Origin of the sequence: Nocardioides segetis (genome assembly GCF_051390595.1) — a bacterium.
Taxonomy (GTDB): domain Bacteria; phylum Actinomycetota; class Actinomycetes; order Propionibacteriales; family Nocardioidaceae; genus Nocardioides.
The window spans coordinates 62394-79605 of record NZ_JBNINR010000017.1 but is presented as its reverse complement, the minus strand read 5'-3'; the positions used below and the strand labels follow the sequence as shown (position 1 = coordinate 79605).

Below are 17212 nucleotides of genomic sequence, written 5' to 3'. Positions count from 1 at the left end.
CGGCATCGAGGCCGGTCCCGCCTCCGCCCGGAGGAGGGGCGGGGTCTCGTTCTTTCGGTCGATCCCCGGCGCCTCGGCGATCCCTAGGCTGGGTCGGTGATCACGACCGCCCTGCGCTCGTTCTGGGACGAGCCCGGCGCCGCCGACCCGCCGCCACCGGCGCGGCGCGACCGGGTGCTGGTCGGCGCGGTGATGGTCGCGGCGCTGCTCGAGGGAGCCTTCGTCGAGGACGTCACCTGGCGGCCGGTCGCGACGGTCGTGGCGGTCGCGCTCGCGCCGGTGCTGCTGTGGCGTCGTACCCACCCGTTGGTCTGCGCCGTGGTGGGCCTCGGCACCGGACTGGCGCTGGGGCTGGCGGGTCAGCTGGCCGGGGTCTCCGGGGTGGGCCTGGCCACGATGAGCTACGTCCTGGTGCTCGTCTACGCGCTGGTCCGCTGGGGGTCGGGACGGCAGATCGTGGTCGGGCTCGTGGTGGTGGCGGTCGTGGGAGGCCTCAGCGCCGTGACCGACTACACCGGCCCGGCCGAGCTCTTCGGCGGCCTCGCGGTGCTGGCGGCGGCGGTGGCGGCCGGAGCGGCGTTCCGCTTCCGCGCCGAGAGCCGGCGCCGGGCGTTCGACCAGATCCGCAGTCAGGAGCGCGTGGGCCTCGCGCGCGACCTGCACGACTCGGTCGCCCACCACGTCTCGGCGATCGCCGTGCAGGCGCAGACCGGTCGGACGATGGCCAGGAGGCGACCCGAGGCGGCGCTCGAGGCGCTCCAGGTGATCGAAGAGGAGGCGTCGCGGACCCTGGCAGAGATGCGGGCGATGGTCCGGGTGCTGCGCGACGGGTCACCGGCGGAGTACGCGCCCCAGCGCGGCGTCGCCGACCTGGTGTCCCTCGCCCGGCGGGACCCGGCCCCCGTCGTCGAGGTGGAGCTGGCCGGTGATCTCGCCGGCCTCGGGCCCCAGGTGGACGCCGCCGGGTACCGGATCGCGCAGGAGGCGCTGACCAACGCACTGCGGCACGCCCGCCACGCGTCGCGGGTGGAGATCAGGGTCGCCGAGGGCGCCGGACGCCTGCGGATCCGCGTCAGCGACGACGGCCGGACCGATCCGGGGAGGCCGGCTCCCCACGGCTTCGGGCTGCTGGGGATGACCGAGCGCGTGGAGCTGCTCGGCGGTACGCTGCGCGCCGGACCGATGCCCGAGGGCGGGTGGGCGGTCGACGCCGAGGTGCCGATGGACGCCAACCGATGAAGGTGGCCGATGGAAGCCGACCGATGACGGTGCGCCGATGACGGTGCGCGTGCTGGTGGCCGACGACCAGGACCTGGTACGCACGGGCCTCGCGATGATCCTCGACGACCAGCCCGACATCGAGGTCGTGGGCCAGGCCGCCGACGGTCGGGCCGCCGTCGAGATGGCGCGTCGGCTGCAGCCCGACGTCTGCCTGGTCGACATACGGATGCCCGGGCTCGACGGCATCGAGGTGACCGAGCTCCTCGCCGGGCGGGACGTCCCGGACCCGATGGCGGTGGTGGTGATCACGACCTTCGACCTCGACGAGTACGTCAACGGCGCGCTGCGCGCCGGCGCCCGCGGCTTCCTCCTGAAGGACGCCGGTCCGGAGCTGCTGGTCCAGGCCGTCCACGCCGCCGCGGCGGGCGATGCCCTGATCGCGCCGAACATCACCCGGCGGCTCCTCGCCACGCTCGCCGCGGGGTCCCCGTCGAGACGCGGTGCCCAGCCGACCGAGCCCCTCACCCGGCGCGAGGAGGAGGTGCTGAGCCTGGTCGCCGTCGGCCGCACGAACGCCGAGATCGCCGCCGAGCTGTTCATCAGCCTGACGACCGTCAAGACCCACGTGGCGAGCCTGCTGACCAAGATCGGTGCCCGCAATCGGGTCGAGATCGCGATGTGGGCCTACGACACCGGCCGGGTCGGGCCCCGGTAGGCCCGAGGACGGCACGTCGATCCCCGAGTCACGACAGGAGCGGAGGTACGAGATGCAGCGCGCCGTGGGAGCGTCCCCGCCGGCGGGACCGTTGGCGAGCCTGGTCGACCCCGGTCATGCTCTCCTGGACCGCTTCGAGGTCGAGGTCGACGGGCTCACCGTCTCCTGCCGCCGGACCGGTGGCGACAAGCCGCCCGCCCTGCTGCTCCACGGCCTGATGGGCAGCGGCTCGGGCTGGGCACCGGTGGCGCGCCTGCTCGAGGCGGAGCTGGACGTCGTCCTGCCCGACGCCCGGGGCCACGGCTGCTCGAGCGCCCCGGACACCGGCTACCGGTACGCCGACCTCGCCGCCGATGTCATCGGTCTGGTCCGCGAGCTGGGCCTCGCGCGCCCGGTGCTCATCGGTCACTCGATGGGCGGCATGACCGCGGCGGTGGCCGCGACCCGGCTCGGTCGGCTGCTCCGCGGCCTCGTCCTCGTGGACCCCACCTTCCTGAGCGCCGAACGGCAACGGGAGGTCCACCAGAGCGATGTCGCCGAGCAGCACCGCCAGGCCGTCCGCCGGGGGCGCGCGGCGCTCCTGGGCGACGCCCTCGCCCGGCAGTCGCGGCGCCCCCCGGAGCTCGTCGAGGTGCAGGTCGAGGCACGGCTGAGCACCAGCCTCGCGGCCTTCGACGTGCTGCGGCCGCCCAACCCGCCGTACCGCGAGGTGGTGCGCGCGCTCGACGTACCGACCCTGCTCGTCATCGGCGACCAGCCCGTCGTCAGCCGGGACCTGGCCACCGAGCTGTGCGAGCTCAACCCGCTCCTGCGACTGGAGCAGGTCGACGATGCCGGTCACGGGCTGCCGTTCGACCAGCCCGAGCGCCTCGCACGGTCCGTCCTCGCCTTCGTGCGCCGGTTGGAGAGCCCGGCCTGACGGCGGCCCGAAGCCCTGCGCCGGGCTGAGTGACGGGCCCTTGACACCTGTGGGAGTCGTCACACATACTCCTCGCCATGGGAAACCGGTTTCCGTCGCCGCCGAAGCGGACGACCATCGAGGACGTGGCCGCCCTGGCCGGCGTCTCGAAGGGGACCGTGTCGAAGTACCTGGGCGACGGCGACTACTACATCTCCGCGGCGACCCGGACCCGGATCGCGGCCGCGGTCGAGGAACTGGACTTCCAGCCCAACGCGTTGGCGCGCGGCCTGGTGCGTCGGCGGACGCAGACCATCGGCGTCATCGTCGCGAGCATCACCAACCCGCTCTATCCCGAGCTGATCGCGGGGGCCGAGAGCGTCCTGGGCGCGAAGGGCTACACGCTGATCTTCGGCAGCAGTGAGAACGCGCCTGCCAAGGAGGCCGACGTGGTGCGGTCGATGCGGCAGCGCCAGGTCGACGGCATCATCATGGCGTCGGTGACCATGCAGGACGACGAGGTCGCCCAGCTGGTCGGCTCCGGCCTCGATGTCGTGTTGGCGAGTCGTGACATCGCCAGCAACGACATGGTCGACGCGATCGTCGTCGACAACGCCGCCGGCGCGGCGGCGGCGGTCCGGCATCTCGCCGCGCACGGGCACACCCGGATCGCGCACATCGCGGGTCCGCAGGACGTCGTCCCGTTCGCGCTGCGATGCGCGTCCTTCCGCGACGAGTGCGCGGCGCTCGAGCTCGACATCGCCCCCGAGCTGGTCGTGGAGGTCGAGGCCAGTACGCCGGAGCGGGGCGCGGAGGCGGTGGAGGGTCTCCTCGACCTGCCCGAGCCGCCGACCGCGGTCTTCGTCGGGAGCGACGGGATGGCGCTCGGGGTGCTGGAGGCGTGCGCGCGCCGCGGGATCGAGGTGCCGGACGACCTGGCGATCGTCGGCTTCGACAACATCTGGGTCGGGCGGCTGCCCGGCATCCGGCTCACCACCATCGACTCCCGGGCCCGCGAGGTCGGGATGAGCGCCGCGGCCCGGCTGGTCGACCGGATCGAGGCGCGTTGGGCGGATGGGGGCCATACCTCCTCCGGCCCGCAGACCGCCGTCCTCCCTGCTGATCTCGTCACGCGCTCGACCTGCGGCTGCGACGGTGACGACCCGCCCGGGCCGTTCCTCGACGGCCATTAGGAAAACGCTTTCCTACTGTCTCGGATCCACCCAACCAGGCGCCGCACCGTGGCGGCCCCGCCAGAAAGGCATCACCCACGATGACCCGAATCAAGCGCATCCTGCCCGTCCTCGCGTCGAGCGCCCTGCTCGTCCTGGTCTCGGCCTGCAGCTCCGCCTCCGACGTCGCCAGCGGCGGGTCCGACAAGGCCTCGGACTACAGCTACACCAGCGACCAGGACGGCGTCGACCAGCTCGACGGCGAGGCGATGGCCAGCACCCTGGGCAAAGTCGAGGTAGGTGAGGAGTACCGGGTGGCGGTGATTCTCAAGGCCCTGACGAACCAGTACTGGCAGGGCATCGAGAAGGGCGCGGAGGCGGCCGCCGAGCACTTCGGCGTCGACGTCACGGTCCAGGCGGCCTCGAGCGAGAGCGCGCAGACCGAGCAGCTCACCATCGCCCAGACGCTGACCGGCCAGGACTTCGACGCCTACGTCGTCGCGCCGGAGAGCACGTCGAACCTCACCCCGGCGCTGCGGACCATGCAGTCCCAGGGTGCTCCGATCGTCAACGTCGACGACGCGCGCATCGCGGCGACGACGTACGTCGGACCCAACCACGAGAGCAACGGCATCCAGGCCGCGGAGGAGTTCGCCAAGCTGTTCCCCCAGGGTGCGAAGGTCGCCCAGGTCGAGGGCCAGGCCGGTTCGAGTGCCGCGACCCTGCGGATCAAGGGCTTTAAGGACGGCGTGGAGAAGGCCGGCAATCTCGAGCTCGTCGCGAGCGTCCCCGGCGACTGGGACCCGGACAAGGCGTTCTCGGCGGCTCAGCAGATCATCCAGCAGCACCCTGACGTCAAGGGCATCTACGCCAACAACGACACGATGGCGGTCGGCGTCGCGAAGGCGGTCGCCGCGTCCGGGAAGCAGATCGCGGTGGTCGGCACCGACGGTGTGCCCGAGGCGATCGCCGGTGTGCGCAAGGGCACGATGACCGCCACCGTGAGCCCGCTCCCGTACTGGGAGGGCTACTGGGCCGTCGAGGCCGCCGTGCGTCTGCTCGAGGGCCAGGAGGTCGCACCGTGGGTCGTGGCGCCCGCCCAGCTGATCACGGCCGAGAACGTCGACTCGTTCTACGACGCCGACGGCCAGGTCCTCACCGACCTGTTCGAGTGACCTGTTCGAGTGACCGGTCCGTGACGCGAGCCGCTCGACGATGACCATCGAGGACGGAGAGACACCATGACCGAGCGGGTCCCCGCTCTGCAGGTGAGTGACCTGACCAAGAGCTTCCCCGGCGTGCGGGCGCTCGCCGGGGTCAGCTTCGCCGCCTACCCCGGCGAGGTGCACACCCTGCTCGGGGAGAACGGCGCGGGGAAGTCGACGCTGCTGAAGACCGTCTTCGGAGTGCAACGCCCCGACTCCGGCGAGATCCGGGTGGACGGCGAGCTCGTCGACTTCGCGCGCCCGTCGGACGCGATGGCGGCCGGCATTGCGATGGTGCACCAGGAGCTCAGCCTGGTGCCCCAGCTCAGCGCGATCCAGAACCTGGTCCTCGGCCGGGAGCGCAGTCGCGGCGGCGTCATCGACTGGCGGGAGGCTCGCTCCCGGGCGCGGACCGCGCTCGCGCGGCTTCGCTTCGACGCACCCGACGACGTACCGGTCGCCCGGCTGAGCGTGGCGCAACAGCAGCTCGTCGAGCTCGCCCGGGCGATCAGCACCGATGCGCGGACCATCATCATGGACGAGCCGACCGCCTCGCTCACCAACGCCGAGAGTGCCCGGCTGTTCGAGGTGATCGACGACCTGCGGGCCTCCGGGAAGGCCGTCATCTACGTCTCCCACCGCCTCAAGGAGGTGCTCGAGCTCTCCGACCGCGTCACGGCGCTGCGCGACGGCCGGCTGGTCGGGACGCGACTGCGTGCGGACCTCGGGTCCGAGGACGACCTGGTGCAGCTGATGGTCGGACGCAACCTCGACGCCATCGGCGTCCCGCCCGGGAAGACGGAGCCCGGCGAGGAGCTGCTCCGCGTGGAGCGCGTCAGCGTCCCCGGCGTGGTCGAGGACGTGTCACTGACCCTGCGCCGCGGCGAGATCGTCGGGATGGCGGGCATGGTCGGCGCCGGGCGCACCGAGCTGGCCCGGGCCGTGATCGGCGCGGACCGCCGTTCCTCCGGCGAGGTCTACGTGAGCGGTCGCCGGGTCCGCATCAAGCGGCCCGGTGATGCGATCGCCGCCGGCATCGCGCTGCTGACCGAGGACCGCAAGCACCAGGGTCTCGCCCTCGACATGACGACCGCGTCCAACGTCACTCTCATCGACCCACCCGGTAGGGCGGGGCTCTTGAACCGGCGCCGGCAGCGAACGGTCGCCACCGCCTCGCTGCGACCGCTCAACACCAAGATGCAGGTCGACAAGCCGGTGCGCACGCTCTCGGGTGGCAACCAGCAGAAGGTCGTGCTGGCGCGGTGGCTGCGCACGGACAGCGACATCTTCATCTTCGACGAGCCCACCCGAGGGATCGACGTCGGCGCCAAGGGCGAGATCCACGGCATCATGCGCGGCCTCGCCGAGGCCGGCAAGGCGGTGCTGATGATCAGCTCCGACCTCCCGGAGGTGCTCGCGATGAGCGACCGGGTGCTGGTCATGAGGCGGGGGCGCATCGTCGCCGAGCTCGACCGCGCCGAAGCCACCGAGGAGGTGGTGGTCCGCCATGCCGCCGCCGAGTGAACCCACCCCCGCCACCACCCCCACCGCCGTCACCGACGCACCAGGAGAGCAGGTCATGTCCCAGTCCACCCTCACCCGTGAGGCGCCGTCGGGTTCGGCGCAGGCGAGGCCCGGCCTCGACGTGCGCGAGCTCGCCGGCCGCGCCGCCCGACAGGGCGGCCTGATCGTCGTCATCCTCGCCATGGTGATCGGCTTCGGCATCGCCAAGCCGTTCTTCCTCGACGGCAACAACCTGATGAACGTCCTGCTCCAGGCGGCCGTCGTCGGCATCCTCGCCCTGGGCCAGACCTACGTGCTGCTCACCGGCGGCATCGACCTGTCGATCGGCTCCACCGTCGCGGTCACGGCGGTGTGTGCGGGCCTGCTCTCCCAGGAGGTCGCGGCGCCGGTCGCCATCCTCGGCGCTATCGCGATCGGCGCCTGCTGCGGGCTGATCAACGGCCTGCTGATCACGGTCACCAAGATCACGCCGTTCATCGTCACGCTCGGCACCATGAGCGTCTACGCCGGGCTCGCGCTGATCATCGCCGGCGGCCAGGCGGTCTACGGCATCCCGGTCGCGTTCGAGGACGCCCTCGCAGGCGGCATCGCCGGCATCCCGATCCCGGTCGTCCTGTTCGTCGTCCTGACCGTGGTGTCCGGCCTCGTCTTGAAGTACACGCTGTTCGGCGAGTACCTCGTCGCCATCGGCGGCAACTCCGAGGTGGCCCGCCTGGCGGGCATCCGCGTCGGCAAGCACACGGCCACCGCCTATGTCGTCGCCGGCGCCGCCGCCGGCCTCTGCGGCGCCATCCTCACGGCGCGACTGGGTGCCGCCGACCCGACCCTGGGCGCCGACCTGCTGCTCACCGCCATCGCGGCCACTGTCATGGGTGGCACGAAGCTGGAGGGCGGCCACGGCTCGATGGCGGGCGCCGCCTTCGGCGCGATCCTCATCGCCACCCTCACCGCCGGCTTGACGTCGCTGAACGTGCAGGCCTTCTACCAGCAGGTCGCCGTCGGCGCCGCGATCATCCTCGCGCTCCTCGTCGACCAACTCGCCCGGCGCCGGCGGGCCTGACCCCGCCCGCTCCGACCGCATCTTCGAGAAAGGGAGTAGCACCCACCATGCCGGTGACCCTCACCGTCGACACCGACGGCGTCGCCCACCTCACCCTCGACCGTCCGGCCAAGCGCAACGCGCTCGACCGGGCGATGGTCGCCGCCCTGCGCGAGCAGGTCGCGGTCCTCGCCGCCCGCGACGACGTGCGGGTCGTGGTCCTGCGCGGCGCAGGAGGGAGCTTCTGCGCCGGGGCCGATATCGCCGACTGGGTCGCCCCGGCCAACGCCGTGGCCGCCGCGCAGTCCCGCGCCGGCACGGCGGCCTTCGATGCCATCGCCGCCCTGCCGGTGCCCACGGTGGCGGTGCTCGAGGGGATCGCCGTCGGTGGCGGCCTCGAGCTGGCGATGGCGTGCGACCTGCGGATCGCGTCCCGCGACGCACGGCTCGGGCTGCCTGAGCTGGGGCTCGGCAACCTCCCGTCGTGGGGTGGTACGGCGCGCATCGCCGACGTCGCCGGCCTGGGCGTGGCGCGACACCTGCTGCTGTCCGGCGAGTTGATCACCGGCGTCCGCGCCGCCGAGCTGCTGATCGTCAGCAGCGCGCACGAGGCGGCCGACCTCGACACGGCCGTGGCCGCGCTGGTCCAGCGCCTGACGCAGGCCGAGCCCCTCGCGGTCTCCCTCGCGAAGCGGGCGCTGGCCGGCCTCGAGCGCCACCTGGCGCAGGAGGACGCGCTGGCGGCGTACACCGCCGGCCTGGACTCCTCCCGGGACCGCAAGCAGGACTTCCTCGACCGCAAGGCAGCCGCCAAGAAGGCCACGGCGGCGCGGGCCGCCTCCTCCACCAGCGAAGGAACCGCATCGTGACCACCCCCGACCTGTCCCTGCTCGGCGCCGCGCTCCTCGGTGAGCGTGACGGCGTCCCCCTGATCGGATCGCTCGTCCACGGCCGTGGCGTGGGCGCCGAGACCGCGACGGCTCCGCGGGTCAGCCCCGCCACCGGGGCCCCGCTCTTCGTGGGCGGCGACGCCACCGATGCACCGGTCGGGAGCGCGGTGGCGGCGGCGCGCTCCGCGTTCCAGGGAGCCTGGGGACGGACGACGGGTCGCGACCGCGCCACCGTCCTGGCCCGGGCGGCCCGGCTGATCGAGGAGCGCGCCGAGGAGCTGGCGTGGCTGCTGCTCGCCGAGACCGGCAAGCCGATCCGCGAGGCGCGGGGCGAGGTGGCCTCGACCGTCAACGCGTTCGAGTACTTCTCCGGCCTGGCGCGCGACATCAACGGCCGCACGCTGCGCGATGTGGGCGAGGACGTCTTCGCCTTCACCCTGCGCGAGCCTGCGGGCGTGGCCGGCCTGATCGTGCCGTTCAACTTCCCGCTCGGCATTCTCGGCCAGAAGCTGCCTCCCGCGCTCGCCGCGGGCTGCACGGTCGTCATGAAGCCGAGCCCGCTCACGCCCCTGACCGCGCTCGCCGTGGCCGACCTCCTCTACACGGCCGGCCTCGAACCGGGCGCGCTGTCGGTCGTCGTCGCCGAGGGCGCGGCCGGCGCCAGTCTGGTCAGCCATCCGGACACCGACGTCATCAGCTTCACCGGCTCGACGACCACCGGCCGCCACATCGCGGCCGGCGCGGGCAGCAACCGCCTCAAGCGCGTCGCGCTCGAGGCGGGCGGCAAGACCCCCGTCATCGTGACCCGCAACGCGGACCTCGACGAGGCCGTGGAGGGACTCCTCTTCGCGTCCTTCTTCAACCAGGGCCAGGTCTGCGTCGCCGGGTCCCGGATCCTCGCCGACGCCGCGATCGCCGACGAACTGACCCGGCGCCTGGGCGAGCGGGCCGCACGGATCCGGCTCGGCGACCCCGGTGACGAGGCGACCGAGATGGGACCGCTCATCTCGCGGCAGCACTTCGACGGTGTGCTCGCCTCGGTCGGCACGGCGACGGCCGAAGGCGCGACGCTGGTCGCCGGCGGCGTGGCCGCGCAGGTCGCCGGCACCACCGCGGCGCCGTACCTCGCGCCGACCGTGCTCGCGACCGAGTCCGACACCAACCACGCGGTGCGGGAGGAGTTCTTCGGTCCGGTCACGACCGTGCAGCGGTACGCCGACCTCGGCGAGGTCATCCGCCGCGCCAATGAGCAGCAGTTCGGCCTCGCGGCGTCGGTGTGGACCCGTGACGTCGAGGAGGCCCTCGACCTGACCTTCGCGCTCAACACCGGCACGGTGTGGGTCAACGGATCGACCGACGCCTACCCCGAGGTGCCGCTCGGCGGCCGCCGCGACAGCGGATACGGCGCGGAGTTCGGCCGCGAGGGCATGGAGTTCTTCACCGAGAACAAGACGGTCCAGATCCGCCGGGGCACGCGCCCGGCCTGGTACGGCCGATGAGCGGCGCGGGCGTGCTCGCCGGCCGCACCGTGCTGGTGACCGGCGGAGCCGGCGGGCTCGGCCAGGAGATGTGCCGGGCGCTCGCGGCGGCCGGGGCGGGGGTCGCGATCCACCACCTCGGCCAGCACGAGGAGGCGGCCGCCCTCGCCGACGAGCTGTCCGCGCACGGCACCCGGACCGTGGTCGTGGAGGGCGATGTCAGTGACTGGCAGCAGGCTGCCGACTTCGTGGCCGCGACCGAGGCGGCACTCGGTCCGATCGACGTGCTCGTCAACAACGCCGGCTTCATGGCACCCGGCCGGATCACCGAGATGTCGCTCGAGGAGTGGCGGCGCACGCTGTCCATCGACCTCGACGGGGTCTTCATCGTCTCCCGTCATGTCGTCGGCGGCATGCTCGTGCGCGGTTCGGGCGCCGTCGTGAACGTCTCCTCCCAGCTCGCGCACAAGGGTGCCGAGGACTTCAGCAGCTACTGCGCCGCGAAGGCCGGCGTTCTCGGCCTGACCCGCGCGATGGCCCGTGAGCTCGGGCCGACGGTGCGCGTCAACGCCGTCGCGCCCGGCCCGATCACCACCCCGATGACCGCCGTCACCTTCGACGAGGAGCTCACGCGGGCCCGCACGGCCGGCCTGGTCGCCGGCCGGATGGGCACCGCGGCGGAGGTCGCCCCCGCCGTCGTCTTCCTCGCCAGCGACGCGGCGTCGTACATCCACGGCCAGACCCTCAACGTCAACGGCGGCGGGGTCATGGCATGACCGTCCCCCGACCCCACCTCCGTCCGAAGGACCCCCGATGAGCCCCACCACGACCCCTCGTCCCTCGCGCCGGGTGCGCGGCGGACCGCTCTTCTTGTCCGCCGACGACGCGATCGCGATGATCCGCCCCGGCGACACGGTCGCGATCGGCGGCTCGGGAGGCGGGCTGGTCGAGCCGGACCTGCTCCTGGCCACCCTCGGCAGGAGGTACGCCGAGACGGGCGAGCCTCGCGACCTGACGCTGGTCCACACGACCGGGATCGGCGACCGCGAGGGCGGAGGCATGGACCACCTGGCGCAGCCGGGTCTGGCCCGCCGGATCATCGCCGGCAACTGGGGGATGGCGCCCCGGATGAGCCAGATGGTCATCGAGAACCAGTTCGAGGCCTACAACTTCCCGCAGGGGGTGATGAGCCAGCTGTTCCGTGAGATCGCGGGTGGGCGACCGGGCCTGCTGACGCACGTGGGTCTCGGCACGTTCTGCGACCCGCGCCTCGAGGGGGGCCGGCTCAACGACGTCACCACCGAGGAGCTCGTCCAGGTCGTCGAGCTCGGCGGCCGCGAGTGGCTGTTCTATCCCCGCATCGAGCTGGACGTGTGCCTGATCCGCGGCACCGTGGCCGACGAGCAGGGCAACATCTCCTTGGAGCAGGAGGCCGCGAACCTCGAGATGCTCTCGATCGCCCAGGCCACCCGCAACACCGGCGGGCTGGTGATCGCACAGGTCAAGCACGTCGCCGAGGGCGGCTCGCTGCCGCCGCGCTCGGTCGAGGTCCCCGGGATCTGCGTCGACGTCGTGGTGGTCCATCCCGAGCAGCGGCAGACCGTCACCCACGACTTCAACCCGGCGTTCTCCGGGCAGCTCAAGCAGGCGCTCAGCCATCTGGAGCCGTTCGCCCTCGACCAGCGCAAGGTGGTGGCCCGGCGCGCACTGGCGGAGATCCGTGACGGCGACGTGGTCAACCTCGGGGTCGGCATCGCCGACGGCGTCGCGTCGGTGGCGGCCGAGGAGGGCTGGTCGGACCACTTCACGCTCACCGTGGAGCAGGGTCTGGTCGGCGGCGTGCCCGCCCGCGGCGTCATCTTCGGGGTCTCGACCAATCCCGCCGCGGTGCTCGACCAGCCCTACCAGTTCGACTTCTACGACGGCGGCGGGCTCGACATCACCTTCCTCGGCTTCGCTCAGGTCGACCGTGCGGGCAACGTCAACGTCTCCAAGTTCAACAAGCGGGTCGTCGGCACCGGGGGCTTCGTCAACATCTCCCAGAACGCCGCCACCGTGGTCTTCTGCGGCACCTTCAACGCCGGCGGCCTCGACGCGGTCCCCGGCGACGGCCGCCTGGACCTGCGCGCCGAGGGCCGGCATGGGAAGTTCGTCGACGAGGTCGAGCAGGTGACCTTCAGCGCCGAGCAGGCGCGGGTCCGGGGCCAGCGGGTCCTCTACGTCACCGAGCGAGCGGTGTTCCGCCTCGGTGAGAACGGGCTCGTCCTCACCGAGGTCGCGCCCGGCATCGACGTCCGGGCCGACGTCCTCGACCAGCTCCCGGGACCGGTGGAGGTCGCGCCCGACCTGCGTGAGATGGACGCCGCCCTGTTCACCGACGCTCCGCTGGGGGCCGCCTGGCGGAGCGCGGTGGTCGAGGGAGACAGGGCATGAGCGCGCTCATCGCGTCCTCCACGCTGAGGCTGCCCGACGCGGCCGGCACACTGCAGACCTACCGGCTCGGCGAGCGTCCGGCCCTCTTCGACGCCACGTACGCCGCCCCGCCGGCGACCCGCTCGGTCTTCGCAGCCGGCCACGTGGTCGCCGACCCGCTCGCGGAGATCCGGGACCGTGGCACCGAGCGGGAGATCGACTGGGACGCCACCCTCGCGTTCCGCCACCACCTGTGGGGCCTGGGCCTCGGCGTCGCCGACGCCATGGACACCGCGCAGCGCGGCGGTGGACTCGGCTGGGAGCTGGCCCGTGGCCTCATCCGGCGCTCGGGCACCGAGGCCCGGGCCGTCGGTGGCCGGCTGGTCTGTGGCGCGCTCACCGACCAGCTCGACCCCACCCGCCTCTGGTCCGCCGCCGACCTGGTCACGGCGTACCTCGAGCAGGTGGCGTGGATCCGGGAGAGCGGCGCCGTGCCCGTGCTCATGGCCAGCCGGCACCTCGCCGCGACCGCCCGCTCCGCCGACGACTATCTCGGCGTCTACGACGAGGTGCTCCGTCAGGCCGACGGCCCGGTCTTCCTGCACTGGCTGGGCGAGGCGTTCGACCCGCAGCTGCGCGGCTACTGGGGCAGCACCGACCTGGACGTCGCGGCCGAGACCTTCCTCGAGCTGACCGCCCGGCACGCGGCCAGGATCGAGGGAGTCAAGATCTCGCTGCTCGACGAGCGACGCGAGGTCGAGCTGCGGCGCAGGCTGCCTCCGGGTGTGCTCATGCACACCGGTGACGACTTCAACTACGTGCCCCTCATCGTCGGCGACGGGGCCCACGGCACCGACCACAGCCATGCCCTCCTCGGCGTCTTCGACGCGATCGCGGCTCCGGCCCGGGCGGCGCTCGCCCGGCTCGACGCGGGGGACTCCGCCGGGTTCGCGGAGATCCTCGAGCCGACCGTCCCACTGGCGCGCCACCTCTTCGCGGCCCCGACCTCGGCCTACAAGACGGGGGTGGTGTTCCTGGCCTGGCTCAACGGTCACCAGGACCACTTCCGGATGGTGGCGGGCGCCGAGACGCAGCGCTCGGTCCCCCACCTCGCCCGGGTGCTGGTCCTCGCCGACCGAGCGGGCGCGCTGGGCGACCCCGAGCTGGCGACCGAGCGGATGCGCGCCTTCCTCCGCGTCGCCGGGGTCGAGGCGTGATGGAGCCGCTGCCGCTCGCGCTCAACCAGGCGACGGCGCCGACCACGCCCACCGTCGAGTTCCTCGCGGCGTGCGCCGCCGGCGGGATCGACCGGGTCGCGCTGTGGCGCCATCAGTACGTCGCGGGCGACGTCCGGCTGACCCGCCGGGCCCTCGACGACCACGGGGTGAGCGCGATCGGCCTGTGCCGCGGCGGCTTCTTCACCGGCACTCGGCCGGACACGGAAGCCGACGCCGACAACGACGCGGCCGTCCGGGAGGCGGCCGCCCTGGGGGCGCCGGTGCTCACCCTGGTCTGCGGTCCGGTGACATCGGCCGGTCCCGCCGACGCCGAGGCGCGGATCCGCCGCGGGATCGAGCGGCTGCTCCCGCTGGCCGACGAGCACGACGTCATGCTCGCCGTCGAGCCCTTCCACCCGATGCTGGCCGCGGAGCGCTCGGCCATCGTGACGCTCGGCCAGGCGACGCGACTGGTCCGCGCCATCGACCACCCGCGGCTCGGCATCGCGATCGACACCTACCACGTGTGGTGGGACCCCGAACTCGACGAGAGCCTGGCCGTAGCGGCGCCGTACGTCGTCGCCCTGCATGTCGCCGACTGGCTGGCGCCGACCACCGACCTCCTCGCCGGTCGGGGGCTGCCGGGCGACGGCGTCATCGATCTCGCGGGGCTGCTGTCCCGCGTCCACGCCCTCGGCTATGACGGGCCGGTCGAGGTCGAGGTGCTCAACCGCGCCGTCTGGGACCGGCCCGTGCGCGAGCTCGTCGAGGACGTCCGCGACCGGATGGCCAGGCTGACCGCCCCGGGGGCGGCGGCATGAGCGCGCGGGTGCTGGTCGCACCGGACTCCTTCAAGGGCACGATGGACGCCCCGACCGTGGCCGCGGCCCTGGCCGACGGCGTCCGCGACGCCGGGGGCGTGCCGGACGTGTGCCCGGTCGCCGACGGCGGCGAGGGCACCCTCGCCGCGCTGCGCGCCGCTCTCGGAGGCCATCTGGTCGAGGTCGACGCGACCGCACCGGACGGGCGCCGCGTACCCGCCCACTACCTGCTCACCGAGGACGGCGGGACAGCCGTCGTCGAGACCGCCACCGCCAGCGGTCTGCACCTGATCGACCCCGCCACGGTCGATGCGTTCGCCGCGACGAGCGCCGGCACCGGCGAGCTTCTCGCGGCGGTCGCGGCCGCGGGCGTGCGGCGGGTCCTGCTCGGTGTCGGCGGCTCGGGCTGCAGCGACGGCGGACGCGGTGCCCTGTCCGCGATCGCGGCCGCCGGCGGTCTGCGCGGCGCCCGGCTGCGGGTGCTGTGCGACGTCGCGACGCCCTATGAAGACGCCGCCCGCGTCTTCGGACCGCAGAAGGGCGCGGACCCGGCCACCGTCGTACGACTCACCGACCGGCTCCACGAGACCGCTCGCTCCCTTCCCCGCGACCCGCGTGGCGTGCCGCGCACCGGTGCCGCAGGTGGCCTGGCCGGCGCGCTGTGGGCGGTCCACGACGCGGAGCTGGTGTCCGGGATCGACGCCGTCCTGCACGCGCACGGCGTCGTCGCCCGCCTGGAGCGTGCCCACCTGGTGCTCACCGGAGAGGGTCGCCTCGACGCGCAGACCGCCGAGGGCAAGGCCGTCGCCGGTCTCACGCGCTGGGCCCAGGAGGCCGGAGTGCCCGTCCATGCCGTCGTCGGCCGCAGCGACGTCTCCCCCGAGGTGATCGCGCGCCTCGGCCTGAGCGGCGTCACGGAGGCCGGGGATCCGGCCGCCCTCCGGGCCGCGGCCCGTCGTGCCACCCGCGAGATCTGCCCCACCGGTACCGCAACCAAGGAAGTGACCACCCCGTGAACAGCTACACCTACGTCATCGTCGGCGCCGGCGCGGCCGGCTGCGTGCTCGCCAACCGGCTCAGCGCCGACCCGCGGAGCTCGGTCCTGCTGCTCGAGGCCGGGGCGCGAGACCGGCACCCGCTGGTGAAGATCCCCGCGGGCTTCGCGAAGCTGATGGGGACCTCCGCCAACTGGATCTACGACACCGCCCCGCAGAAGCACCTCGACGAGCGGTCGATGTTCCTCCCCCAGGGCAAGGTGCTCGGCGGCAGCACCTCGGTCAACGCCATGCTCTACGTGCGGGGCAACCGGCTCGACTACGACGAGTGGGCCGACCTCGGCTGTGCCGGCTGGTCGTACGAGGAGGTCCTGCCCTACTTCACCGTCCACGAGCGCAACGAGCGCCTCGCCGACGAGTACCACGGCACCCGGGGCGAGCTGAACGTCGCCGACCAGGTCCAGCACAACCCGATGTCGCAGGCGTTCCTCCGGGCGGCGCAGGAGGTCGGGATCCCGCGCACCGACGACCCGAACGGCGCGAGCCAGGAGGGCGTCTTCTTCCACCAGGTGACCCAGCGCGCGGCCCGCCGCGAGAGCGCCTCGACCGCCTTCTTGCACCCGGTCCTCGACCGGCCCAACCTCACCGTCGTCACCGGAGCCGAGGCCCGCCGGATCCTGGTCACCCAGGGCCGGGCCACCGGCTTGGAGTACGTCGTCAAGGGCCGCACCCAGCGGGTGCGGGCCGACCGGGAGGTCATCGTCAGTGCCGGCGCGATCAACTCGCCGCGCCTGCTGCTCCACTCCGGTATCGGCCCCGGCGACGAGCTCGCCGCGCTCGGGATCGACGTCGTCCACGACCTGCCGGGCGTGGGCAAGAACCTCCGCGACCAGTTGGAGGTCTACATCACCCGCAAGGCCGCCCAGCCGGTCACCTACAGCGGCGAGGACCGTTGGCATCGGGCACTGCTGCACGCCCTCGAGTACGGGCTCTACCGCACCGGGCCGGCGACGGCGACCATCACCGAGGCCGGCGCGTTCGTGAGCAGCGCGCCCGGCGTCCGCTCGCCCGACATCCAGCTGCACTTCCTGCCGGCGTACGTCGTGTGGAAGGACGGGGCCCGCAGCGCCGAGCGCATCCCGGGGCACGGGGTCACCCTGCTCGCCTGCAACGTGCGCCCGATCTCCAGTGGCGCCGTCACCCTGCGCTCCAAGGATCCCTCGGTCCCGCCGGTGGTGGACCCCAACTACATGGAGGTCCCCGAGGACATGGACGTCGCGGTGGAGGGCTTCAAGCTGATGCGCAAGGTGTTCGACGCACCCGCCTTCCGTGACCTCCTGGAGGCCGAGCAGCTGCCGGGTCCCTCGGTGCAGTCCGACGAGCAGATCCGCGACTACATCCGCAGGTGGGGCAAGACCGACTACCACCCGGTGGGCAGCTGCAAGATGGGCATCGACGAGCTCGCGGTCGTCGACCCCCAGCTGCGCGTCCACGGCCTGGAGGGGCTGCGGGTGATCGACTCCTCGATCATGCCGACGATCATCAGCGGCAACACCCAGGCGCCGTCGATGATGATCGGCGAGAAGGGCGCGGCCCTGGTGCTCGCGGCGGCCCGGGCCGGCTGA

Annotated in this window: 15 protein-coding genes; all 15 read left to right on the top strand. The window is 73.0% G+C overall.

The window, feature by feature from the left end:
- Positions 1–96: 96 nt before the first annotated feature.
- Positions 97–1239 carry a sensor histidine kinase gene (locus ACPZVR_RS21890; RefSeq protein WP_436701807.1) on the top strand — a complete coding sequence of 381 codons (1143 nt, stop codon included), beginning with the start codon at positions 97–99 and terminating at the stop codon, positions 1237–1239.
- 37 nt (positions 1240–1276) lie between these two features.
- The gene (locus tag ACPZVR_RS21885) at positions 1277–1936 is read left to right on the top strand and encodes a response regulator (protein ID WP_436701806.1); all 660 of its coding nucleotides are present in this window, start codon (positions 1277–1279) and stop codon (positions 1934–1936) included.
- Positions 1937–1988: 52 nt separating this feature from the next.
- Positions 1989–2855 carry an alpha/beta fold hydrolase gene (locus ACPZVR_RS21880; protein ID WP_436701805.1) on the top strand — a complete coding sequence of 289 codons (867 nt, stop codon included), beginning with the start codon at positions 1989–1991 and terminating at the stop codon, positions 2853–2855.
- Between the two features lie 77 nt (positions 2856–2932).
- The gene (locus ACPZVR_RS21875) at positions 2933–4027 is read left to right on the top strand and encodes a LacI family DNA-binding transcriptional regulator (RefSeq protein ID WP_436701804.1); all 1095 of its coding nucleotides are present in this window, start codon (positions 2933–2935) and stop codon (positions 4025–4027) included.
- An 80-nt stretch (positions 4028–4107) separates the two neighbouring features.
- On the top strand, positions 4108–5181 hold the full coding sequence (locus ACPZVR_RS21870; protein ID WP_436701803.1) for a sugar ABC transporter substrate-binding protein: 1074 nt from the start codon (positions 4108–4110) through the stop codon (positions 5179–5181).
- A 66-nt stretch (positions 5182–5247) separates the two neighbouring features.
- Positions 5248–6735, top strand: coding sequence for a sugar ABC transporter ATP-binding protein (locus ACPZVR_RS21865; RefSeq protein ID WP_436701802.1), 1488 nt, complete (start codon positions 5248–5250; stop codon positions 6733–6735).
- A 55-nt stretch (positions 6736–6790) separates the two neighbouring features.
- Positions 6791–7795 (top strand): ABC transporter permease, encoded by a 1005-nt coding sequence (locus tag ACPZVR_RS21860; RefSeq protein ID WP_436701801.1) that lies wholly within the window; start codon positions 6791–6793, stop codon positions 7793–7795.
- Positions 7796–7842: 47 nt separating this feature from the next.
- A complete protein-coding gene (locus ACPZVR_RS21855; protein WP_436701800.1) occupies positions 7843–8643 on the top strand; it encodes an enoyl-CoA hydratase/isomerase family protein in 801 nt (266 codons plus the stop codon).
- On the top strand, positions 8640–10163 hold the full coding sequence (locus tag ACPZVR_RS21850; protein WP_436701799.1) for an aldehyde dehydrogenase family protein: 1524 nt from the start codon (positions 8640–8642) through the stop codon (positions 10161–10163). The genes ACPZVR_RS21855 and ACPZVR_RS21850 overlap by 4 nt, the downstream gene beginning before the upstream one ends.
- Positions 10160–10918: an SDR family NAD(P)-dependent oxidoreductase gene (locus tag ACPZVR_RS21845; protein ID WP_436701798.1), complete on the top strand. Its 759-nt coding sequence runs from the start codon at positions 10160–10162 to the stop codon at positions 10916–10918. Before ACPZVR_RS21850 ends, ACPZVR_RS21845 begins: the two co-directional genes overlap by 4 nt.
- A gap of 37 nt (positions 10919–10955) precedes the next feature.
- Positions 10956–12575, top strand: coding sequence for an acyl CoA:acetate/3-ketoacid CoA transferase (locus tag ACPZVR_RS21840; RefSeq protein WP_436701797.1), 1620 nt, complete (start codon positions 10956–10958; stop codon positions 12573–12575).
- A complete protein-coding gene (locus tag ACPZVR_RS21835; RefSeq protein ID WP_436701796.1) occupies positions 12572–13771 on the top strand; it encodes a dihydrodipicolinate synthase family protein in 1200 nt (399 codons plus the stop codon). The genes ACPZVR_RS21840 and ACPZVR_RS21835 overlap by 4 nt, the downstream gene beginning before the upstream one ends.
- Positions 13771–14592: a sugar phosphate isomerase/epimerase family protein gene (locus ACPZVR_RS21830; protein WP_436701833.1), complete on the top strand. Its 822-nt coding sequence runs from the start codon at positions 13771–13773 to the stop codon at positions 14590–14592. The genes ACPZVR_RS21835 and ACPZVR_RS21830 overlap by 1 nt, the downstream gene beginning before the upstream one ends.
- A complete protein-coding gene (locus ACPZVR_RS21825) occupies positions 14589–15608 on the top strand; it encodes a glycerate kinase (protein WP_436701795.1) in 1020 nt (339 codons plus the stop codon). Before ACPZVR_RS21830 ends, ACPZVR_RS21825 begins: the two co-directional genes overlap by 4 nt.
- Positions 15605–17212: a GMC family oxidoreductase gene (locus ACPZVR_RS21820; protein ID WP_436701794.1), complete on the top strand. Its 1608-nt coding sequence runs from the start codon at positions 15605–15607 to the stop codon at positions 17210–17212. Before ACPZVR_RS21825 ends, ACPZVR_RS21820 begins: the two co-directional genes overlap by 4 nt.